22 protein-coding genes are annotated in these 21,894 nt (G+C 68.7%); 13 read left to right on the top strand and 9 right to left on the bottom strand.

All coding sequences use genetic code 11. The annotated features are described in order from the left end of the window. Positions 1-66 precede the first annotated feature (66 nt). The 5 genes from P1J78_RS10190 to P1J78_RS10170 form a co-directional block, all read right to left on the bottom strand. Positions 67-861 (bottom strand): hypothetical protein, encoded by a 795-nt coding sequence (locus tag P1J78_RS10190; protein WP_309568125.1) that lies wholly within the window; start codon positions 859-861, stop codon positions 67-69. 311 nt (positions 862-1,172) lie between these two features. Further along, positions 1,173-1,778, bottom strand: a complete 606-nt coding sequence (gene leuD, locus P1J78_RS10185) for a 3-isopropylmalate dehydratase small subunit (RefSeq protein ID WP_275567242.1) — start codon at positions 1,776-1,778, stop codon at positions 1,173-1,175. Between the two features lie 80 nt (positions 1,779-1,858). Continuing rightward, positions 1,859-3,265: a 3-isopropylmalate dehydratase large subunit gene (leuC, locus tag P1J78_RS10180; protein WP_275567241.1), complete on the bottom strand. Its 1,407-nt coding sequence runs from the start codon at positions 3,263-3,265 to the stop codon at positions 1,859-1,861. Between the two features lie 249 nt (positions 3,266-3,514). After that, positions 3,515-3,727: a helix-turn-helix domain-containing protein gene (locus P1J78_RS10175; protein WP_275567240.1), complete on the bottom strand. Its 213-nt coding sequence runs from the start codon at positions 3,725-3,727 to the stop codon at positions 3,515-3,517. After that, positions 3,727-4,257 carry a DUF2975 domain-containing protein gene (locus P1J78_RS10170; protein WP_275567239.1) on the bottom strand — a complete coding sequence of 177 codons (531 nt, stop codon included), beginning with the start codon at positions 4,255-4,257 and terminating at the stop codon, positions 3,727-3,729. Before P1J78_RS10170 ends, P1J78_RS10175 begins: the two co-directional genes overlap by 1 nt. A 68-nt stretch (positions 4,258-4,325) precedes the next feature. On the opposite strand from P1J78_RS10170, the gene P1J78_RS10165 reads away from it, so the two are divergent. Both P1J78_RS10165 and P1J78_RS10160 read left to right on the top strand, forming a co-directional pair. Continuing rightward, on the top strand, positions 4,326-4,859 hold the full coding sequence (locus tag P1J78_RS10165; RefSeq protein ID WP_275567238.1) for a hypothetical protein: 534 nt from the start codon (positions 4,326-4,328) through the stop codon (positions 4,857-4,859). Between the two features lie 45 nt (positions 4,860-4,904). Then, complete coding sequence (locus tag P1J78_RS10160; RefSeq protein ID WP_275567237.1) at positions 4,905-6,236, top strand: mechanosensitive ion channel family protein; 1,332 nt, start codon at positions 4,905-4,907, stop codon at positions 6,234-6,236. Here the strand turns inward: P1J78_RS10160 and P1J78_RS10155 are convergent. Beyond that, entirely contained in the window at positions 6,208-7,098 is an 891-nt protein-coding gene (locus tag P1J78_RS10155) for a YihY/virulence factor BrkB family protein (protein WP_275567236.1), read from the bottom strand. The genes P1J78_RS10160 and P1J78_RS10155 overlap by 29 nt on opposite strands. Positions 7,099-7,360: 262 nt before the next feature. On the opposite strand from P1J78_RS10155, the gene rsfS reads away from it, so the two are divergent. Together rsfS and rlmH are read left to right on the top strand one after the other, a co-directional pair. After that, entirely contained in the window at positions 7,361-7,729 is a 369-nt protein-coding gene (gene rsfS / locus P1J78_RS10150) for a ribosome silencing factor (RefSeq protein ID WP_275567235.1), read from the top strand. Then, positions 7,729-8,199: a 23S rRNA (pseudouridine(1915)-N(3))-methyltransferase RlmH gene (rlmH, locus tag P1J78_RS10145; RefSeq protein ID WP_275567234.1), complete on the top strand. Its 471-nt coding sequence runs from the start codon at positions 7,729-7,731 to the stop codon at positions 8,197-8,199. Before rsfS ends, rlmH begins: the two co-directional genes overlap by 1 nt. Before the next feature lie 16 nt (positions 8,200-8,215). Here rlmH and P1J78_RS10140 read toward each other — a convergent pair whose 3' ends face one another. Continuing rightward, complete coding sequence (locus P1J78_RS10140; protein ID WP_275567233.1) at positions 8,216-8,818, bottom strand: GNAT family N-acetyltransferase; 603 nt, start codon at positions 8,816-8,818, stop codon at positions 8,216-8,218. Between the two features lie 170 nt (positions 8,819-8,988). Here P1J78_RS10140 and gpmI point away from each other — a divergent pair, with 170 nt between their 5' ends. From gpmI to P1J78_RS10110, 6 genes are all read left to right on the top strand, one after another. After that, on the top strand, positions 8,989-10,509 hold the full coding sequence (gpmI, locus tag P1J78_RS10135) for a 2,3-bisphosphoglycerate-independent phosphoglycerate mutase (RefSeq protein WP_275567232.1): 1,521 nt from the start codon (positions 8,989-8,991) through the stop codon (positions 10,507-10,509). A gap of 332 nt (positions 10,510-10,841) precedes the next feature. Continuing rightward, the gene (locus tag P1J78_RS10130) at positions 10,842-11,885 is read left to right on the top strand and encodes a murein hydrolase activator EnvC family protein (protein ID WP_275567285.1); all 1,044 of its coding nucleotides are present in this window, start codon (positions 10,842-10,844) and stop codon (positions 11,883-11,885) included. A 13-nt stretch (positions 11,886-11,898) separates the two neighbouring features. Continuing rightward, on the top strand, positions 11,899-13,239 hold the full coding sequence (locus P1J78_RS10125) for a S41 family peptidase (protein ID WP_275567231.1): 1,341 nt from the start codon (positions 11,899-11,901) through the stop codon (positions 13,237-13,239). A 216-nt stretch (positions 13,240-13,455) separates the two neighbouring features. Continuing rightward, positions 13,456-13,914, top strand: coding sequence for a PepSY domain-containing protein (locus tag P1J78_RS10120; RefSeq protein ID WP_275567230.1), 459 nt, complete (start codon positions 13,456-13,458; stop codon positions 13,912-13,914). After that, a complete protein-coding gene (locus tag P1J78_RS10115) occupies positions 13,914-14,537 on the top strand; it encodes a cytochrome b/b6 domain-containing protein (RefSeq protein ID WP_275567229.1) in 624 nt (207 codons plus the stop codon). The genes P1J78_RS10120 and P1J78_RS10115 overlap by 1 nt, the downstream gene beginning before the upstream one ends. Next, positions 14,534-15,094, top strand: a complete 561-nt coding sequence (locus P1J78_RS10110; RefSeq protein WP_275567228.1) for a helix-turn-helix transcriptional regulator — start codon at positions 14,534-14,536, stop codon at positions 15,092-15,094. The genes P1J78_RS10115 and P1J78_RS10110 overlap by 4 nt, the downstream gene beginning before the upstream one ends. A gap of 51 nt (positions 15,095-15,145) precedes the next feature. Here P1J78_RS10110 and P1J78_RS10105 read toward each other — a convergent pair whose 3' ends face one another. Then, positions 15,146-16,351, bottom strand: coding sequence for an MFS transporter (locus P1J78_RS10105; protein WP_275567227.1), 1,206 nt, complete (start codon positions 16,349-16,351; stop codon positions 15,146-15,148). A gap of 232 nt (positions 16,352-16,583) precedes the next feature. Here P1J78_RS10105 and P1J78_RS10100 point away from each other — a divergent pair, with 232 nt between their 5' ends. The 3 genes from P1J78_RS10100 to P1J78_RS10090 all read left to right on the top strand — a co-directional run bounded on the left by P1J78_RS10100 (position 16,584) and on the right by P1J78_RS10090 (position 20,689). Then, on the top strand, positions 16,584-17,063 hold the full coding sequence (locus P1J78_RS10100; RefSeq protein WP_275567226.1) for an RNA pyrophosphohydrolase: 480 nt from the start codon (positions 16,584-16,586) through the stop codon (positions 17,061-17,063). Continuing rightward, positions 17,063-17,539 carry a hypothetical protein gene (locus tag P1J78_RS10095; protein WP_275567225.1) on the top strand — a complete coding sequence of 159 codons (477 nt, stop codon included), beginning with the start codon at positions 17,063-17,065 and terminating at the stop codon, positions 17,537-17,539. The genes P1J78_RS10100 and P1J78_RS10095 overlap by 1 nt, the downstream gene beginning before the upstream one ends. A 174-nt stretch (positions 17,540-17,713) precedes the next feature. Further along, positions 17,714-20,689 carry an error-prone DNA polymerase gene (locus P1J78_RS10090; protein WP_275567224.1) on the top strand — a complete coding sequence of 992 codons (2,976 nt, stop codon included), beginning with the start codon at positions 17,714-17,716 and terminating at the stop codon, positions 20,687-20,689. Positions 20,690-21,111: 422 nt separating this feature from the next. Here the strand turns inward: P1J78_RS10090 and P1J78_RS10085 are convergent, their stop codons facing one another. Further along, positions 21,112-21,609 carry a helix-turn-helix domain-containing protein gene (locus tag P1J78_RS10085; protein WP_275567223.1) on the bottom strand — a complete coding sequence of 166 codons (498 nt, stop codon included), beginning with the start codon at positions 21,607-21,609 and terminating at the stop codon, positions 21,112-21,114. Positions 21,610-21,894: the final 285 nt, after the last annotated feature.

The following is a 21,894-nucleotide window of genomic DNA, read 5'->3' as shown; positions in this document are numbered from 1 at the left end:
CGCGCAGCGTTTCGGCCCAGGCGGGCGCAACGGCCCAGGCCGCCCCGACCGCAAGGAACAGGAGGATCAGGCCGCCGCCAACCCCTCGCGCTCGCGCGCGCGGATGGCGCTGGCGCGCTTGCGCTCGATCAGCGCGGCGATGCGTCCCATCGCCAGGCCGCGCATCAGAAGGCTTGCCGGTAGAAAGGCCCATGCCGCCACGATCCATACCATCGACTGCGGGTTGTCCAGCGTCACCTGGCCGAACAGCGACTCGGCCGCCTTCAACACCGCCGGGATGATGAATGGCATGGTAAACCCTACCACAATGTTAAAACGCGCATCGCGTTCCAGGCGCTGCACCACGTCGCCGCCCGTCGTCGGGTCGAAGGTGGGCAGGTTGACCCAGACATTGAACGGCCCCCGGTGCAGGGGCCAGTTCTTCACGCGCACGAAGAAGTAGAAGACGGCGAGCGAGAGCATCGAGAAGAAATAGCTGATCCCCGCCGCGGTGCGCACCCGGTCGATATGCATCGCCGAGGTGTCCTCGGGCAGCAGCAGGACGATCTGGCGAACCGGAGAATAGGGAAAGTCGATGGCCCGGCCGATACCGGTGCCGAACTCGGTCACCAGGGCGGTCAGCGCAGAGGGTGTCGTCTCGCCGCGGATGACCATCGAGATCAGGAAGACGATCAGCAACAGCGCGGCATAGCGCAGGCGGTTGAACGGCGGGGCGTTGCGGAATTCCACGATGCCGGGATAGACGGAGGCGTATTCGAAGATGGTGAGCGCGGCTGCGAAAATGGCGACGAGCGCCACGATCTGCGTGACGTCGGACGTGACCCCTGGCAACAGGAGCGATGGCGTCGCGATAAGCAACACCACAAGGAGGGCGCGCAAAAGGGCGCCTGCAAGTCGCGATATCACCGCTCTTTTCCCTCAAACTGGCCAGGAGCGGTGCGATGCCGCGCCCTTGTTCCACTTTGATCCCGCCGATTGCGGCGGATTGCCTCAACTTTGCCCAATTTTTGCCTACTTTCAATTTCCCCAGCAAGTGCCTGGAAAAGATAACAAAAAGATTCGGGCGTTTTCGTGGAGTAAGTGGTGCGCTATTGCATCATTTTGATAACACAAATGGGCCGCGCCAAAGGCACGGCCCAACATCTAGTAGTTTCAGGGGATTTAGCCCCAAGTCAGACCCAGGGACGGGATTGTTCGAGATTTGCCTCGAAAGCGTCGATCCGCGCCGCCTTTTCCATCGTCAGGCCGATATCGTCGAGCCCGTTCAGCAGGCAGTGCTTGCGGAACGGGTCGACCTGGAAGGAAATCACCTCGCCGTCCGAGGTCGTGATCTCCTGCTTTTCCAGGTCCACGGTCATCCGCGCATTGGCGCCCTTCTCGGCGTCCTTCATCAGGATGTCGACCTGTTCCTGAGGCAGGGCAATGGGAAGAATGCCGTTCTTGAAGCAGTTGTTGAAGAAGATGTCGGCGAAGCTGGGCGCGATGACGCAGCGGATGCCGAAATCCTTGATCGCCCAGGGCGCGTGTTCCCGCGACGAGCCGCAGCCGAAATTCTCGCCGCCGATCAGGATCTCGGCGTCGCGGTATTGCGGCTTGTTCAGCACGAATTCGGGGATCTCGTTGCCCTGGCGGTCATAGCGCATCTCGTCGAAGAGATTGACGCCCAGCCCCTCGCGCTTGATCGTCTTCAGGAACTGCTTGGGGATGATCATGTCGGTGTCGACATTGACCATCGGCAGGGGCGCGGCGATGCCGGTCAGGGTGGTGAACTTGTCCATGTCTTTGTCTCCAGGGGGCGCTCATCGGTCCCTGCAGTCCCTCTTCGCGAGGAAGGCCCGCAGGGGCTGACGAGCGCGGATCACATCATCTCGCGCACGTCGGTCAGCTTGCCGGTCACCGCTGCCGCCGCCGCCATGGCGGGCGACATCAGGTGCGTGCGGCCCTTGTAGCCCTGCCGCCCCTCGAAGTTGCGGTTGGACGTCGAGGCACAGCGTTCGCCCGGCGCAAGCTGGTCGGGGTTCATCGCCAGGCACATCGAACAGCCCGCCAGGCGCCACTCGAACCCGGCCTCCTGGAAAATGTCGGCCAGACCCTCTTCCTCGGCCTGTGCCCGCACCAGGCCGGAGCCCGGCACCACCATGGCGCGCAGCCCCGCCTTGATCTTCTTGCCCTTCAGCACCGCGGCCGCGGCGCGCAGGTCCTCGATCCGGCCGTTGGTGCAGGAGCCGATGAACACCGTGTCGATCTCGACATCCGACAGCTTGGTGCCCGGCTGCAACCCCATGTAGTCCAGCGACCGCTTCGCCGCCTCGACCTTGCCGCCCTGGAAGTCCTCGGGCGCGGGGACGACGGCGTCGATCGGCAGCACGTCCTCGGGACTCGTCCCCCAGGTGACGACCGGCGCGATATCCTCGCCGCGGATGGTGATCACCTTGTCCCAATGCGCGTCCTCGTCCGAGAACAGCGTCTTCCACCACTCCATCGCCGCTTCCCACTGGGCGCCCTTCGGCGCGTGGCTGCGGCCCTTGATGTATTCGAACGTCTTCTCGTCCGGCGCGATCAGACCGGCGCGCGCGCCGCCCTCGATCGCCATGTTGCAGACGGTCATCCGCCCTTCCATCGACAATTCGCGGATCGCCTCGCCGCAATACTCGATGACATGGCCGGTGCCGCCCGCCGTCCCGGTGCGGCCGATGACCGACAGGGTGATGTCCTTGGCCGTCACCCCGGGGCGCAGCTCGCCGGTGATCTCGACCTTCATGTTCTTCGACTTCGACTGGATCAGCGTCTGGGTGGCCAGCACATGCTCCACCTCGGACGTGCCGATGCCGTGGGCCAGGGCGCCGAACGCCCCGTGCGTCGCCGTATGCGAGTCGCCGCAGACCACCGTCATCCCCGGCAGGGTCCAGCCGTTCTCGGGGCCGACGATATGCACGATCCCCTGCCGCAGGTCGGACACGGGATAGTAGTGGATCCCGAAATCCTTGGCATTGCGGTCCAGCGCCTCGACCTGGATGCGGCTTTCCTCGTTCTTGATGCCGTTCGCGCGGTCCAGCGTGGTCGGCACGTTGTGGTCGGGCACCGCGATGGTCTTGTCCGGCGCGCGCACCGTGCGGCCGGCCATGCGCAGCCCCTCGAAGGCCTGCGGGCTGGTGACCTCGTGCACCAGGTGGCGGTCGATATACAGCAGGGATGTCCCGTCCTCGGCCTCGTGGACCAGGTGGGCGTCCCAGATCTTGTCGTACAATGTCTTCGGAGCGGTCATCGGTTCCTCTCTCCGTGGATAGCGTTTCGTCTCAGGTCGTGCGGCAGCGGCACCGCCTCATAGGCGGGCCAGCACCGACCGGGTGGCGCCGTGGAACCGTTCGCGCAGACGCACGCGGTCGCCGAGATCGAAAACCGGAGTCATGCACGCCGATGTATAGGGAGTCCGGTTTTCGATCAAGTGGCAGGCGTTCGCGCAGCGCAGCGTCCCGACCAGTTTTCCGGCCCGGGGCCAAGAGCCCCCCGCCCGTCACTCGCCGTCCGCAACGGCCTCCAGCAGGTCGCCGGGCTGGCAGTCCAGCACCTCGCAGATCCGCGCCAGCGTCTCGAACCGGATGCCCTTCACCTTGCCGGATTTCAGCAGCGAGATGTTCTGCTCGGTGATCCCCACCTTCTCGGCCAGCTCGCGCGAGCGCATCTTGCGCCGCGCGAGCATCACGTCCAGCCGCACGACGATCCGCATCACACGAACCCCCGGTTCTCCTCGGCGATCCGCGCCGCCTCGCGCATCGTCCAGCCGACGGTGACAAGCAGCCCGGCCGCCAGGATCTGGCCGAGATCGGCGCCCTCGACCCCGAGGGACAGCACCTGCTGGCCCGGCGGGTTCGCCAGGCTGGCCAGCAGGATCTGCGCCGGCCGGGCCACCAGTTCCAGCACCACACCCGCGAAAAGACCGGCACCGATGTTCAGAAGGCGACGCGCGCAGCGCACGCTCAGCGCCTCGCCCGCCGCATAGAGCGCGAACAGCGCCGCCATTTGTCCCAGCACGTAGATCATCGCCAGGGCCGGCAGCGCGCCGAGGGCGCCCACCGCGACCCGGCGGGACGTGTCCAGCTGCACCCCGTCGCCCAGGCCCGCCGCGCGGCGCAGGTCGTCGGGCAAGTCGGCAAAGGCGATGCCCAACCCGACCGCAAGGCTCAGGGCGACCATCGCCAGGATGGCGCCGACCTGCAGCGGCACGGCCCAGCGGCGAAGCTTTTTCAGGTCTTCCATGGTATCCTCTTGTGGAATCATTTTTTATCGTTTTACATTAATTCAATCATGTTTCAAGGAGAATTCTCATGCTGCCCTTCCTTCGTGCCGCCGCGCTGTCGCTCGGCCTTGCGGGCTGTGCCGCGCTCGACCCTGCCGGGGTGGCCCGGCTGTCGGCGCTGGACCCGCTGACGACCGACCCGGCACGCATCGTCGCGCGCATCGCGCTGCCGCCGGGGCTGGTCGTGCCGCCCGGCGCCGCCGTGCTGGACATCGGCGCCACCCGCGCCGACACCGGCGCGCGTCTGACGGGCCGCTACGCGCTGACCTCCCGGGGCGATCTCTGGGCGCTGTCCCCGGACGACGCGGCCCGGCTGCGCGCGCTGCTGGCGCGGATCCGGGCGTGGACGGCGGCGGCGCCCGAGGCGACGCGCGGCCGGCTCGCGCTGTCCGTCTCCGCCTGCGCCACGGGCGGCGGGCCCGATCCGGACGCGCCCATCGCCGCCGATCTCAGCACCGATGGCGGCGCGCGCTTCGTGCCGGTGCTGCGCGGGCTCACGGCGGGCGACCTGCTGGCACGGGCGAACACCGCCGGCGCCGACGGCGCCTGCCCGCCAGACTGAGAAGGCTTGCCGCGCGGCCCGGCCGGGATAAGATCGTCGCAGCCGATGGAAGCCGAACTGCAAACCCTCTCTACCCTGCTGGCCGAGGCCTGGACGATGATCCGAGCCCAGGCCGCGAACCTGCTGCTGCCCTCGCGGCTGACCCAGGTCGCGATCCTCGCCGGCTGTCTCGCCCTCGCATGGGGCCTGCAACGCTGGACCTCGCCAAGGATGCGCGGCTGGATGCGCACCCTGGAGGGCTGGCCGAAATGGCGGCTGCGGCTCTTGCTGATCGTCGAGCGGCGGCTGCAGCTGATCTTCTTCGTCGCGCTCGCCTGGTCCGCCGTCGGGGCGATGATGTCCGTCACCGTCTTCCCGTCACGCCGCTACATCCTCGTGTTGATCGCCACCATTGCGACCGCGATGCTCGCCGTCGCGCTGCTGGCGCGGCTGGTGCGCAACCCGGCCCTGCGCCGGATCGTCACCTGGAGCCTCTGGGCCTACGTGATCCTCTATTACCTCGGCCTGACCGACGAGGCGGCCGAGCTTCTCGACGGCCTGGCGCTGGAATTCGGCGAGTTCCGGCTGACCTTGCTTGCGGTCCTGAAGGCGCTTGCGGTCACGGCGGTGCTCGTCGCGCTCGCCCGGATGATCGCCTCCACCTCCTCGGCCCGCATCCGCCGGAACGAGGACATCTCGCCCTCGATGCAGGTGCTGCTGGTCAAGGTGATCCAGATCGTCCTGTTCTCGGCGGCCATCTTCATCGGGCTGAAGGCGGTGGGGTTCGACCTGACCGGCCTTGCGGTGCTGTCGGGGGCGATCGGCGTGGGCCTCGGCTTCGGCCTGCAGAAGGTGGTGTCCAACCTGGTCTCCGGCGTCATCCTGCTGCTGGACAAGTCGATCAAGCCCGGCGACGTCATCTCGCTGGGCGACACCTTCGGCTGGATCAACAAGCTCGGCGCCCGCTACGTCTCGATCACCACGCGGGACGGCAAGGAATACCTGATCCCGAACGAGGACCTGATCACCGGGCAGGTGGTGAATTGGTCGCATTCGAACGACTTCGTGCGGCTCGACATCTATTTCGGCACCGCCTACGGCGCCGACCCGCATCTCGTCCGCCGCGTCGCCATCGCCGCCGCCAGCGGCGTGAGCCGCGTCCTGGCCGACCGGCCGCCGGTCTGCCACATCGTCGGGTTCGGCGATTCGTCGGTCGACTACATCCTGCGCTTCTGGATCAGCGACCCGACCGGCGGGCTCACCAATATCCGTGGCAACGTCTTTCTCGCGCTGTGGGATGCGTTCCAGGAGAACGGCATCTCGATCCCGTTCCCGCAGCGCGAGGTGAAGATGCTGGAGGGCAGCACGCTCACGACTCGGGCGGAGGCTGCCGACTGAACCGCTTCGGCCGCTCGCGCGGATACCGTTCGTCGAACTCGGCGTTCACGGCGGCGCCCAGCAGGATCGACAGCGCCGAGATGAAAAACCACATCAAGAGCGCGATGATCGCCCCGATCGAGCCGTAGACCTCGTTGTAGCTGCCCCAGTTGGCCATGTAGAACGAGAACGCCACCGACGCGACGGCCCAGATCACCAGCGCCAGGACCGCGCCGAGGCTCAGCCAGCGCGGCCGCCGCCCGCGATGGTTCGGCGCGTAGCGATAGAGCAGCCCCAGCGTGCCCAGCGTGACCCCGCCGGTCAGCGTCCATTGCGCCACGGTCAGCGCCGCTTCGGTGAACCGCCCCAGCGGAAAGATGTTCAGAAGGACCGGCAGCACGACGACGCTGGCCAGCGCCAGAAGCGCCACCAGCACCAGCGCCCCGGTCATGAAGACCGACCAGGCGATGCCCCAGAAGCCGTAACGCGGAATCGTGCCATAGGCCGCGTTCAGCCCCCGCGTCAGCGCCCCTACCCCGGCCCGCGTCGACCACAGCGCCACGCCGGTCGAGATCAGCGTCGCCCAGCCCAGCGTGCTCTCGTTGGTGCGGATCAGCCGGTCGACCTGGCGCTTGAGCACCGAGAACCCGTCATCCGGCACGAAGGCGCGCAGCATTCCCAGTTGCTCCTCCACCACTTCCGGATCGGCCAGAAAGCCCCACAGCGCGATGATCGCCGCCACGGCCGGAAAGATCGCGAACATGGCATAGAACGCCACGCCGGCCGCGATCAGGTCCAGATTGCGCTCGGTGATCGCGTCGGACACCCCGTTGGCGATCCGCCAGACCGGGATCAACGGTTTGAGAATACGCCGGAAATCCATGCCTCTTCCTTGCCGCCCGCGCCGATTCTGTCGAGCGGTCACCCTTGTTTGTTATCCCCGGGTCACCTATTTGCCGCAAAGCTGTGCGATTTCCAGCCCAGCGCGGCAACCGGCCCCCCGCAGCGATTGAGAATGCGCGCCGGCGGTGCTAGCCTGAACCCATGCCCGGCGCCGGGGCCGATGGCGGCGCGCAACGAAGGAGGACAATGTCCTGTCTTACACGGCAACGACGGCTGATCCACGGGCCGTTAGCGGTGCTCCGATGAACGAATTCGCGGAGCAAGCGACAAGCGACAAGCTGCTTGAACGCATCCTTTCCTCTCTCGAAGACGACAAGGCCGAAGACGTTGTTTCGATTACCCTGACCGGGAAATCGGAAATGGCGGATTACATGGTGATCGCCTCGGGGCGGTCGTCGCGGCAGGTCGCGTCGATCTCCGAGAAGCTGACCGAGCGGCTGAAGGAAACGTTCGGCCTGGTCTGCAAGGTCGAGGGCAAGGACACCGGCGACTGGGTGCTGATCGACGCGGGCGACGTGATCGTCCACGTGTTCCGCCCCGAGGTCCGGGACTTCTACCAGCTTGAAAAGATGTGGATGACGCCGGGCGAGGCGGTGGTCGCCAAGGCCTGATGCGCCTGAACATCTGCGCCGTGGGCCGGCTTCGGGCCGGTCCGGAACGCGCGCTGGTCGACGACTATCTCACCCGGTTCGACCGGACCGGGCGCGGCCTGGGGCTTGGCCCCGCAAGCGTGACCGAGGTCGAGGACCGCAAGGGCGGCGGCATGGCCGCCGAGGCCGATCTGTTGCGCCGCGCCGTGCCCAAGGGGGCGAAACTCGCCGTGCTGGACGAGCGCGGCAAGCGCCTCACCTCCCCGCAATTCGCCGAGCTTCTCGCCGACTGGCGCGACCAGGGCGTGCCGGACGCGGCCATCGCCATCGGCGGCGCCGACGGGCTCGACCCGTCCCTGCGGGCGCAGGCCGACATCGCCGTCAGCCTCGGCGCGATGGTCTGGCCGCACATGCTGGTCCGCGTGATGCTCGCCGAACAACTCTACCGCGCCGCCGCGATCCTCGCCGGCACGCCGTATCACCGGGCCTGACGGGGGGCACGCCCGCTCAGACCACCCGCGCCGTCGCCGCCGCCTCTCTGACGCCCTCCGCCCCGGCCGCCGCGGCCTCCTGCGACGCCACGCGCGCCGTCAGCACGTGGTCCCGCCACACCCCGGCGATCTTCAGGTAGCGCCGGGCATAGCCCTCCTGCTCGAACCCCAGCCGGTACAGCACGCCCGCCGCGCGGGTGTTCTCCGGCAGGTGGTTGGCCATCACCCGGTTCAGCCCCATCTCGCTGAAGGCATGGCCCAGCGCCGCCTCCAGCACCTCGCGCATGACGCCCTGCCCCTCGTGCGCGGCGTCCACCGAGAACCCGATGCTGCAGGCCTGGAACACCCCGCGCGCGATATTCGACAGGTTCGCGACGGCCACGATCTCGGTCTCGTCGTGCAACCGCGCGACCAGCGGCAGATAGCGGCCCGCCCGTACCTCTGCGGCGTTCGCGACGAGCCTCGTGTACCAGGCGGATTCGGAATGCCAGCCCTCCGGCCGCTCCGGCTCCCACGGCGACAGGTGGTCGGCGTTGCGCACCGAATACCGCGCCAGGGCGGCCGAGTCGGCGGGAATCGCGGCGGTTATCGTGGTTCGCTCCGTCCGGATCGGTTGCATCGCTGTCCCCTCGTTGTCCGCCCGCAGGATTAACTTTCACGCCGCCGCCATGCACCCCGAAACCGCGCGCAGCGCCGCGGCCGGCACGATCCGGCCCATTCCGCCAAGAAAGCGGGTTCAAACCCACCGCCGTGAGGCGTAGACATCCGGCAGCAGGCAGGAGCAGCGACATGACGCACCCGAAACCCGTGGTTCTGTGCATTCTCGACGGCTGGGGCCATCGCGAAGAGACCGAGGCGAACGCCCCTGCCCTGGCCGAGACGCCGAACTTCGACAGGCTCTGGTCCACCTGCCCGCACGCCTTCCTCACGACCTTCGGCCCCGATGTCGGCCTGCCCACCGGGCAGATGGGCAATTCCGAGGTCGGGCATACCAATATCGGCGCCGGCCGCGTCGTCGCGATGGACCTGGGCCAGATCGACCTGGCCATCGAGGAGGGGTCGTTCTTCGACAACGAAGCGATCCTCGATTTCGCCGAGACGCTGAAGGCCTCGGGCGGCACGGCGCATCTCGCCGGCCTGACCTCGCCCGGCGGCGTGCATTCGCACCAGGACCACATCGTCGCCGCCGCGAAGTTGCTGACTGACCGCGGCGTGCCCGTCACCGTCCACGTCATCACCGACGGCCGCGACGTCCCGCCGAAATCCGCGCGCGAACAGGTGGCGAAGTTCGTGAGCGACCTGCCCGACGGCGTCACCGTGGCCTCCGTCTCCGGCCGCTACTTCGCGATGGACCGCGACAACCGCTGGGACCGGGTGGAAAAGGCCTATGACGCGATGATCCGCGCCCGGGGCGAGGCCGCCGACAGCGCCGACGCCGCCATCGCCGCCGCCTACGACCGCGGCGAGACGGACGAGTTCATCACCCCCACGGTCATCGACGGCTACTCCGGCGCCAAGGACGGCGACGGCGTCTTCTTCATCAACTTCCGCGCCGACCGCGCCCGCGAGATCCTGCGCGCCATCGGCGAGCCCGGCTTTTCCGAGTTCGACGCGGGCGATCGCCCCGCCTATGCCGCGCTGCTGGGCATGGTGGAGTATTCCGACAAGCACAACGGCTACATGGCCACCGCCTTCTCCAAGCGCGAAATCGTCAACACGCTGGGCGAATGGGTCTCCGGCCACGGGCTGACCCAGTTCCGCCTGGCCGAGACCGAGAAATACCCGCATGTGACCTTTTTCCTCAACGGCGGGCAGGAAGAGCCCTACGAGGGCGAGGACCGCGCCATGCCGCCCTCGCCCAAGGTCGCCACCTACGACATGCAGCCAGAGATGAGCGCGCCCGAGGTCACCGACAAGCTCGTCGGGGCCATCGAGGCGGGCTACGACCTGATCGTCGTCAACTACGCCAACCCCGACATGGTGGGCCATACCGGCGACCTGAAGGCGGCGATGACGGCCTGTTCCACCGTCGACCTCGGGCTCGGCCGCGCGCTGGAGGCGCTGGACAAGGCCGGCGGCGCGATCGTGGTGACCGCCGACCACGGCAATTGCGAGACCATGGTCGACCCGGAGACCGGCGGCCCGCACACGGCGCACACCACCAACCTCGTCCCGGTGATCGTCTGGGGCGGCCCGGACCGCGCCCACCTGCGCGACGGCCGGCTGGCGGACCTCGCGCCGACGGTGCTGGACCTGATGGGGCTGGAGAAGCCCGGGGAAATGACCGGCGAAAGCCTGATCTCCGAATGAGGCTGTTTCGCCTTTTTCTGCCACGGTTCGGCGGAACGCCGTGCAGCGCCGACCCGCCGGGGCGCGGTCGAGCTTTGCGATGCCGGAGACATAAGAATCTAGGTCGGACACCTGGTACTGTCCTCGCCAGAAGCGCCGCCCCGGGGGGGCGGGTCTCTCGGGCATTTCGAAACGAAATGCCCTGCCGACAGGCGATTGCCCCGCAATCGCCGAGAGGCGGCGCTGCACGGCGTGCCGCCGTGCGGGACGGGTGGAAATCGGCGCTCGCAATCCCGGCGTTCACGCTCGCCCTCCTCACCACCCCGGCCCCGGCCCAGGACGACCTCGAACTCATGGCCCGCCGCGCCGCGGGCCAGCTGGAGGCCGCCCAGAACGCGCTGGCCGCCGCCGAACAGGCCAGCGACCGCGTCCGCGCCCTGACCATGACGATCCGCGCCTACGAGAACGGCCTGATCGCCCTCCGCGAGGGCCTGCGCCGCGCCGCCATCCGCGAGGAGGTGCTGCGCAAGCGCTTCGAGGCCAAGCGCGAGGAGGTCATGCGCCTCCTCGGCGTGCTGCAATCCATCGAAACCTCGCCCGCGCCGCTCCTGCTGCTGCACCCCGCCGGCCCCACCGGCACCGCCCGCTCCGGCATGATCGCCAGCCAGGTGACGCCGGCCCTGCAACGCGAGGCGGAAACGCTCCGCAAGGACCTGGAGGAAATCGCCACCCTCCGCGCCCTGCAGGAAAGCGCCGCGCAGACCCTGCAGGACGGCCTCGCCGGCGTGCAGCAGGCCCGCACCGCGCTCTCCCAGGCAATCTCCAACCGCGTCGACCTGCCGAAGCGCCTGCTCGCCGACCCCGACGCGCTGACCCGCCTGATCGACAGCGCCGAGACGCTGGAGGCCTTCGCCTCCGGCCTAACCGACATGGAAGACGCCGGCGCGCCCCTGCCCGACTTCGACCCCGACCGCGGCAACCTGCCCCTGCCGGTCGCCGGCACCGTCCTGCACCGCGCCGGAGAGGCCGACGCCGCGGGCATCGCCCGCCCTGGCATAGTGGTAGCCACCCGGCCCCGCGCGCTGGTCACCACGCCCTGGCCCGCCACGATCCGCTATCGCGGGCCCTTGCTCGACTACGGAAACGTGATGATCCTTGAGCCGGGCGGTGGATATCTTCTGGTGTTGGCCGGCCTCGAAGAGGTGTATGGAGAACTGGGAGAGGTGCTGCCCGCCGGCGCGCCGGTCGGGCTGATGGGCGGAGAGGCACCGCAGGGAGCGGCGTTTCCCGATGCCGGCGCCGACGGCGCTGGCGCTAACCGGACGGAAACGCTTTACATAGAGGCAAGGGAAGGCGACAAGCCGATCAATCCGGCCCAATGGTTCGCCATAGACTGACGACGAGGACCCTATGAAGAAATTCGTGATGGCCGCGGTGGCCGGAACCCTGGCAGGGGTCATCGCCACCACCCAGATCGCCGGCCCGCTGCTCGCCCAGGAAGGCGACAAGCAGGGATCGGTCTACGAGCAGCTCGACCTGTTCGGCGACATCTTCGAACGCATCCGCGCGCAATACGTGGAAGAGGTCGACGAGGCCGAGCTGATCGAAGCCGCGATCAACGGGATGCTGACCTCGCTCGATCCGCATTCCAGCTACCTCTCGCCCCAGGACGCCGCCGACATGCGCGTGCAGACCCGCGGCGAATTCGGCGGCCTCGGCATCGAGGTCACGCAGGAGGAAGGCTTCGTCAAGGTCGTCTCGCCGATCGACGATACGCCGGCCGACAATGCCGGGATCGAGGCGGGCGATTTCATCACCCATGTCGACGGTGAATCCGTCCTGGGCCTGACCCTGGACGAGGCGGTCGAGATGATGCGCGGCCCCGTCGGGTCCGAGATCATCATCACCGTCGTGCGCGAGGGCACCGACGAGCCCTTCGACGTCTCGATCATCCGCGACACGATCACGCTGACCGCCGTGCGCACCCGCACCGAGGGCAGCACCATCGTCCTGCGCGTGACCACCTTCAACGACCAGACCTTCCCGAACCTCGAAGAGGGGCTGGCCGAGGCGGTCGAGGAACTGGGCGGCATGGACAATGTCGAGGGCATCGTGCTCGACCTGCGCAACAACCCCGGCGGCCTGCTGACCCAGGCGATCAAGGTCTCCGACGCCTTCCTCGAAGCCGGCGAGATCGTGTCGACCCGGGGCCGCGACCCGCAGGACGGCGAACGCTACAACGCCTCGCCCGGCGACCTGGCCGAGGGCAAGCCGATGGTCGTGCTGATCAACGGCGGCTCCGCCTCGGCCTCGGAGATCGTCGCCGGCGCCCTGCAGGACCACCGCCGCGCCATCGTCGTGGGCACCAAGTCCTTCGGCAAGGGCTCGGTCCAGACGGTGATGCCCTTGCGGGGCGACGGCGCGATGCGGCTGACCACGGCGCGCTACTACACGCCCTCGGGCCGCTCGATCCAGGCGCTCGGCGTGTCGCCGGACATCGTGGTCCAGCAGCCGCCGGCCCGCCCCGAGGAGGAGACCGAGGACGAGGACACCCCGCGTCCGCTGCGCTCCGAGGCCGACCTGCGCGGCGCACTGGACAACGACTCGCTCAGCGAGGACGAGCAGCGCCAGATCGAGGAAGAACGCGCCGCCGCCGAGGAAGCCGCGCAGCTGCGCGAAGAGGACTTCCAGCTCAGCTACGCGATCGACCTGCTGCACGGCCTGTCGGCCATGTCCGCCGCGGCGGAGTGATCCGCCCGGCCTGACACAGAACGGAGCGGGCCCCTGCGGCCCGCTCTTTTCGTTTCGGAGAATGACCATGGCCGGCCAGAGCCGTCGCGCATGCGGGCATACGCACGCGCTTACGGCCGCCGCCATAAGCGTCGCGGCAATTCCCCGCCCCGAACCCGGTCTCCAGATTGCGACCACCGCCGGGCGTTCCCCGGCGCGTTAATCAAGGAGACCACGATGAGCACACGAACACTTGCCGCCCTCGCGGCCCTCGGCCTGACGGCCGGCGCCGCCTCCGCCGCGGACCCCACCCTCGGCACCACGCTCGGAACCGATGCCGGCGCCATCGCCGACGCCCTGACGGCCGAGGCCTACGAGATGACCCGCTACACGGTCACCGGCGACCGGATCGACGTCACGGCCATCCGCGACGACGCGCGTCTCGACCTCGTGGTCGACGCGACCACCGGCGAGGTCATCGGCCTGCAGGCGGGGCTGCGCCGCGGTGCGCCGGACCGGGCCGGCCTGGACGATGCGGCCATCCGCGAGATGATCGCGGCCGAAGGCTATCAGATCACGCGCTACGAGCGCGAGCGGGGCGAGATCGAGATCTACGCCACCCGGGACGGCCGCCGCTGGGAGCTGAAGGTCGATCCCCTGACCGGCCACATCCTGCGCAGCGAAGGTGACAGCTGATGACGGCCGACACGGCCCGGGCACAGGGCGGGCGGGTCTGGGACCCGCTCGTCCGGCTCACGCACTGGACGATCGCGTTCGCGGTCGTCCTGAACGGGCTGATCGTCGAGGGCGGCGCACAACTCCACATCTGGATCGGCTACGCGATGATCGCGATGCTGGGCCTGCGGCTGCTCTGGGGCCTCGTCGGGCCCGAGGAGGCCCGGTTCACGGCCTTCCCGCCCTCACTGCGTGCGGCATGGTCCCACATTGCCGACATCCGCGCGGGCCGGCATGAAGAGCACCGGTCGCACAACCCGCTGGGCGCGCTGATGGCCTATGCGATGTGGGCCACGCTGATCGTGATGGGCGTGACGGGCCTTGCCATGGAATCCGACCCGTTCCCCGAGGGCCGCACATACGGCTATGTCGAGCCCGAGACCGGGGACGAGGCCCAAGGGGCGGAAGAACACGAAGAGGACGGGGAAGACGAAGAAGGAGAAGACGTGCTGGAGGAGATCCACGAATTCGGCGGCAACCTCCTTTTGGTGCTGGCCGCCCTGCACCTCGCCGGCGTGGCGTTCGAATCGCGGCGCGGCGGCCGCAACCTGGTGCGCGGCATGATCGGTCCGGGGCGGCGATGACGGCGCCGGCGGCCGGCGGAGCGCGGCGCGGCGGGCGGATGCGGGTCAACCTGCTCGCCGCGCTGGTGATCCTGCAGGCGCTCTGCGCGGTGTTCTTCGTGGGCGACGTGGTCGCCGACCTGCGGCTGACCGGACTGGTGCCGCATACGCTCTTCGAGGCGGCCGTCGCGGTGGCGCTGATTGTCGGCACGTTCTTCTGCGGCCTCGAAATGCGCCGCGCCATCGAGGCGATGCGCCGGTCCGAACAGGCCGTGGCCGCGGCCTCCGGCGCCTTCGGCGCGCTGATCGAGGAGCGGTTCGCGGGCTGGAGCCTCACGCCGGCCGAGGCCGAGGTCGCGCTGTTCGCGCTGAAGGGCTTCGACATGGCCGAAATCGCCGCGCTGCGCGGGGCCGCGCCCGGCACCGTCCGCGCCCAGCTCGCCCGTGTCTACGGCAAGGCCGGCGTCACCAACCGGTCGCAATTCGTCAGCCTCTTCATCGAGGATCTCCTCGACACGCCCCTTGTCGGCCTCCCGTCCGCGCCGGACCCGACCGCCCCGCGCGCCGCCGGGCGCTAAGGCGACTCCGGCCGGTCCCGGCCCGGTGCCATCGCTGTGCGACGCCATCCGTCACGCAGCGGCTGTGCGCGCCGGCCGCTCCTGCGCATGCCGGCCGCGCAGGAGCAGCGCCGTTGCCGCCGGCAGCAGCGCCGTGCCCAGGAACATCGCCCGCGCCCCGACCGCGTCCGACGCCATGCCGGCCACGGCCGGGCCGATCACGCTCCCCGCCGCGGTGGCCAGCAGCGCCGCGGTGAAGCTCAGCGCGGGCAGCGTCGGGAACAGCCGCTCCGACCAGAAGGCGAGCACCGCGCTCGTCATCATCACATGCACGCCCTGAAGCCCGGCCGACGGCACCAGCCCGGCCCAGTGCCCGGGCAGAACGGCCACCAGTGCCGCCGAGACCGCACCGGCCAGCATCAGCAGGCGCAGCAACCAGGGCAGCCCCAGGGCCTCCTTCGCGCGCCCGGTCATCAGCCCCGACAGGCCGAAGACGCCATAGAGGATGAAGACGAGCGCGGGCGTGGCCGCCGTGGCGATGCCGGGAACGCCGCCGCGCTCCACCATCCGGTCCGCGGCGAAGGAGATGTAGATCGCCGAGGTGGTGCCATAGACGAAGGCGACGACGACCAGCGGGATCGCCGCGACATGGATCAGCGCCCGCCAGGCCCGGCGCGGCGTGCCCTCGGGCGACCGCTCGACCGGGCGCAGGGCGGCCCAGTTGGCCAGCAGGGCGATCCCGCTCGCCGCGGCGAAGACGCCCCAGCACACCCGCCACGACAGGCCGAGCAGGACCATCGCCAGCGCCGCGAGCCCCGCCGCCGCGACCCCGACGGTGGTTCCCGTGCTGATCTCCGACAGCGCCGCCGGCCGGTCGGCGTCGCGGATCTTGCGGTGCACGGCGTCGTTGAACGGCGTCCAGGCAAAGCCCGCGCTCGACGCGGCCAGGAAGACGCCGAGCGCCAGTACGGCCGCGTTCGGGGCAATCGCCACGAGGCCCATACCGGCCGTCGCCGCGGCGAGCCCGGCCAGGACGGGGCATTCCGGCCCGCGCCGGACGAGCAGGCGCTGCGCCGCCAGGAGGGCGAGGAAGAACCCCACGAAGCCAAGGCTCGACACGAAGCCGACGGCCGTGGTGGACATCGAAAAGGCCGAGCGGAACTCGGGCACGAACAGGCCGAACCCCATCCGGCCGGGGCCGTAGCTGATCGCGGTTGCGGCGAATCCCGCCGCGGACAGGCTCTGGAAATAGGTAATGGCGCGGCCCTCCGTTACCATGGCAATGCAGGCCCGGCGCCGCAGGTTCCCGACCGGGCCGGCCCCGGCCGCCGCGCCCGGCGTGCAAGAGGCCGCCGAGGCGTGGAGGCACGGACGCGACCATGTCCGTTACCGCTATCGGTATATATATCAATGACTTGACATAGCGTCCAACCTTGGACACCCCCGCTTCCCGCTTTCCCTTCCGCTCCGAACGCCCTACCCTGCCCCCTGAATCGGCCACGAGGACCCCATGACCCCCGAAGACGCCGCCCGCCTGCCCTACCGCCCCTGCGTCGGCGTCGTCCTCGCCAACCCCGCGGGCCTGATCTTCGCCGGCGAACGGATCGATACCCCCGGCGCCTGGCAGATGCCCCAGGGCGGCATCGACGAGGGCGAGGCCCCCCGCACGACCGCCCTCCGCGAGCTTCGCGAGGAGACGGGCGTGACGGCCGACCTCGTCGACTGCGAGGCCGAGACCGCCGAGTGGATCACCTACGACCTGCCGCCCCACCTGCTGGGCCGGGTCTGGAAGGGCCGCTACCGGGGCCAGCAGCAGCGCTGGTTCCTGCTGCGCTACCTCGGCCGCGACGACCAGATCGACCTCGAAGCCGAGCACCCCGAATTCTCGCGCTGGCAATGGATGGCGCCCGACGACCTGGTGGCCGCCATCGTCCCGTTCAAGCAAGCGGTCTATACCCAGGTCATCGACAGCTTCCGGGAGAAACTCTGATGCGCCGCCTGACTGCCGCCCTCGCCGCCCTCTGCCTCACCGCCACCCAGGCCGCCGCCCTGTCCTGCATGCGGCCCGACCCGGTCGACGCCTTCGCCCGCGCCAACGCCGCCACCGAGGTCTACGTGATCGTCCTCGGCCAATTCTCCGGCGGCCCCGGCCCGCGCCCGGAGGATCCCTCGAACACCCGGCCCGAGGACCGGGTCTACGACATGACCTTCACCGGCCACACCCTGAACCGCGACGGCCCCGCCGAGCCCGTCAACCGCACCGTCCGCGTGGTCGAGCACTGCGTCTCCGCCTGGTGCGCCAGCGTGCCCACCGGCCGGCAGGTGATGACCTTCCTGCGCGTCGATGCCGGCGCCGATCCGCTGCTGGAGGTCGGGCCCTGCTACCCCGACTTCTTCACCGATCCGACGACCGAGCAGATCGACGCGATCAAGGACTGCTTCGCGATGGGCTGCACCGCGAGCTGACCCCGCCGCCACCCCCGGCCGGACCGTCGGATTTTGCGTATTTGAAACGAGAAGAAGCCCCCTGTCGCGCACCAGGCTTCTTCTCGTTCGAAATACGCCTTTCCGGCCCATCCAATCATGCTCGCCGGCAAGGACGACTCCACACTGGAACAAAACGGGAATATACTGCCGGGCATGCCCTTCGCCGAACTGAACGCCACCTCGAACTTCACCTTCCTCACGGGCGGCTCGCATCCCGAGGAATACATGGCGCGCGCGGCGATCCTGGGGGTCGAGGCGGTGGCCGTCGCCGACGAGAACTCGGTCGCCGGGATCGTCCGCGCCCATACCCAGATGAAGGAGATCGCCCGCGCGGTCCGCCTGCGGCAGGAGGCAGAGCCGATCGGCCCCCCGCGCCCCGCGCATATCCCGCCGCCGCCGGCGGCACCGGTGCTGACCGTCCCCCGCCTGATCCCCGCCGCGCGGATCGTGCTGGAGGACGAGTTCACTGTCACCGTCCTGCCCCGCGACCGCGCCGCCTGGGGCCGGCTCTGCCGCCTGATCTCCGCCGGGCGGCTCCGGGCCGAGAAGGGGCACTGCCGGCTGACCCTGGACGACCTGATGGCCTGGGGGGACGGGCAGGAACTGCTCCTCCACCCGTCCCCAGAGGCGCAGGCGGAGACGGGCGGCGCGGGCGCGTGGCGGCCACAGGCGGACCGGCTGTCGCGCCGCTTCCCCGGGCAGGTCTCGCTGCTGATCTATCCTCGCTACGACGGGCAGGACGAAGAGCGGTTCGACCGTCTCGCCGCGCTGGCCGAGGCCCTGCGGATCCCCACCGTCGCCTCTGCCGCCCCGGTCATGCATCACGGGGCGCGGCGCAAGCTGACCGACGTTCTGACCGCGATCCGCGCGGGCGTGCGGGTCGACGACCTCGGCCGCGCCGCGCTGGCCAATGCCGAACAGCGGCTGCGGTCCGAGTCCGAGATGCTGCGCCTTTTCGAGGGCCACGAGGACGCCGTCCGCCGCAGCGCCGAGATCGCCGCGCGCTGCGCCTTCGACCTGGACCAGCTGCGCTACGAGTACCCCGCCGAGATCGCCGAGGGCGAGGCACCCGCCGACCGCCTGTCGCGCCTGGCCTACGCGGGGCTGCACTGGCGCTACCCCTCCGGCGCCCCCGAGAAGGTGCGCACGATGCTGGAGCACGAGCTGCAGCTGATCGCCAGGCTGAACTACGAGCCCTATTTCCTGACCGTGAACGACGTGGTCACCTTCGCCCGCGAGCGCGGCATCCTGTGCCAGGGCCGCGGCTCGGCGGCGAACTCGGTGGTCTGCTACTGCCTGGGCGTGACCAGCGTCTCGCCCGAGATCGGCACCATGGTCTTCGAGCGCTTCGTCTCCGAGGCCCGTAACGAGCCCCCCGACATCGACGTGGATTTCGAGCACGCGCGCCGCGAGGAGGTGATCCAGCACATCTACGAGCGCTACGGCCGCCACCGCGCCGGGCTGTGTGCCACGGTCATCCACTATCGCGGCAAGCGCGCGATCCGCGAGGTCGGCCGCGCCATGGGGCTGACCGAGGACACGATCAGCGCGCTGTCGTCGCAGCTCTGGGGCTTCTTCTCGGCCGACGCCGTCGAGGACCGCCGCTTCCGCGAGCTCGGGCTCGACCCCGACGACCCGCGGCTGATCCAGACCATGGCGCTGATCTACGAGATCATCGGCTTCCCCCGGCACCTCAGCCAGCACGTGGGCGGCTTCATCATCACCGAGGGGCGGCTGGACGAGCTGGTCCCGGTGGAGAACGCGACGATGGAGGACCGCACCGTCATCCCCTGGGACAAGGACGACATCGACGCGCTGGGGATCCTGAAGGTCGACGTGCTGGCGCTGGGGATGCTGACCTGCATCCGCAGGGCCTTCGGATTGATCCGGGAGCACCACAACGTGGCCTATGACCTCGCCAGCCTGCCGCCCGAAGATCCGGCGGTCTACGACATGCTCTGCGACGCGGATTCGCTCGGCGTGTTCCAGGTGGAAAGCCGGGCGCAGATGAACTTCCTGCCCCGGATGCGGCCGCGATCTTTCTACGACCTCGTCATCGAGGTGGCGATCATCCGCCCCGGCCCGATCCAGGGCGACATGGTCCACCCCTACCTGCGCCGGCGCAACGGCGAGGAAGAGGTGACGTTTCCCTCGGACGCGCTGGGCGCGGTGCTGGGCAAGACCCTCGGCGTGCCGCTGTTCCAGGAACAAGCGATGCAGATCGCGATCACCGGCGCCGGCTTCACCCCGGACGAGGCCGACCGCCTGCGCCGGTCGCTCGCCACCTTCAAGAAACACGGCTCGGTCAGCGAGTTCCGCGGCCGGTTCCTGTCGGGCATGGCGCAGAACGGCTACGAGGCCGACTTCGCCGAACGCTGCTTTTCCCAGATCGAGGGCTTCGGCTCCTACGGCTTCCCCGAAAGCCACGCGGCCAGCTTCGCGCAGCTCGTCTATGCCTCGGCCTGGCTGAAATACCACCACCCGGGCATCTTCGCCTGCGCCCTGCTGAACGCCCAGCCGATGGGCTTCTACGCCCCGGCGCAGATCCTCCGCGACGCCCGCGAGCACGGAGTCGAGGTGCGCCCCGTCGACATCAACGCGAGCGCCTGGGACAACACGATGGAACCCGACGACGAGGGCGGGCTGGCCCTGCGGCTGGGCTTCCGCCAGGTGCGCGGGCTGTCCGAGGAAGAGGCACAGTGGATCACCGCCGCCCGGCTGAACGGCTACCACGCGGTCGAGGACGTGTGGCGCCGCGCCGGGCTGTCGTCGAAGCTGCTGCAGGTGCTGGCCACGGCGGATGTCTTCGCCGGGCTGGGGCTGACCCGGCGCCAGGCGCTCTGGGCCGCCAGGGCGCTGCCCGACGGTGGCGAGCTACCACTGTTCCAGGGCGATCTCGACGGCGAAGGGCTGCGCGAGCCGGAGGTGACGCTGAAGCCGATGACCCTGGGCGAGGAGGTGGTGGAGGACTACGTCTCGCTGCGCCTGACGCTGCGCGCCCACCCGCTGGCGCTGCTGCGCCCCCGGCTGACGCCCGACCGGCCGGCGCCGGTGCCACGCCCCGTCGCCAACACCGCCGCACCGCCCGCGCTGCATCGACACCCCCGCGACGTGCGGCACTTCGTCTGAAGCGGCGCGCGTGGCCGATCCGTCGCGCCGGAAACTTTCATGCCTCCGGCGGGGATATTTTGAACCAGAAGAAGTAACGAACTCTTAATCCTGCGACGTCATGATTGGACCCGCGGTACAGGCGGGGACGCCGATGACCGCACCAGGAGAAGGCCCCCTGTTCCCAAGACCGGAACGGGGGGCCCGACCCTGAACTTCTTCTGGTCCGAAATATCCCCGCTGACGCGCGACTTTTGGATTTTCCCTGAGTGATACCTTTGGAATGTTCGCGACCGTGCCGTGAGTGTCGCGTAAGGCGTTGAATTGCCGACGGAAATGAAGGCAGCCAATATTGCCCCAATCCCGCAGGACAGTGCGGCATGATAAGTTATTGATTTTCCGTGTGTTGAAGCTTGCCAGTAAAGCTATTGGTAAGGCGTAGGTCAGTGCTCTGAGCGCGCGAGCTTTGCATACCGCTCAAGCCATTCTTCCGCTTCGAGCGGATGCTGGCCCTTATCGAATACCCCGCCTTTGCGGTAGATTTCGGCCAACAAAGCCAAGTCCGTCTCGATCCCCGGTCCGTTCAAACGCTCTCGAACCTCGGGTTTCAGCTCGACCAGTTCCAATAGCTTTTCAACGATCTCTTTAACGTAGTTCGGCGGAATGGCCCTCAAGAGCCTGAGAATTGCCTCTTCGTCGTGGGTCGTGTGGCTTTCGTTCAACATGCCTCGACCAGTAACAACAAGGTTAAGCTCGTACTCATTACGCACCTGACCAGAAAGAAGAAAATCCTCCGATATCCCCAGCTTCCGAGAAATCTCGCGAAGCAGGGACGGTTTGGGTTTCGTGCGTCCGTTCTCGTAATTGGCCAATGCCGAACGCGTCAGCCCCAAGCGCTCGGCAAACTCTGCCTGAGTGCTTTCGCCGCGCAGGTGGCGCAATCGCGCACCTACCCCGTCCTCGCGTGTGCTGTCTTGTGTTGATATGTGCTGACTTGTGTATATTCTGTGTCGTGTCTGTGCCAAGCTACACGCGACCAGGAAAATGTCAAAGACACTTATTCAGGCCAAGAAAGATATCCGGCGCAGTGGGCTGACTGTCCCCCAGTGGGCGGCAAAACATGGCTTCAAGGGGTAGTGCCCCACGGGGTGGTGTAGGAGGCCGCGCGCGGAGCCATCTGGCGTAGCGCAGCGCGCGGCCTGTCTGGTGGCCACCGCGCTTCTTCG

Source organism: Psychromarinibacter sediminicola (genome assembly GCF_029168335.1).
In the GTDB taxonomy this organism is placed as follows: Bacteria; Pseudomonadota; Alphaproteobacteria; order Rhodobacterales; family Rhodobacteraceae; genus Psychromarinibacter; species Psychromarinibacter sediminicola.
Note: the sequence above shows the minus strand (reverse complement) of the source record. Positions and strands in the feature narration are given on the sequence as shown.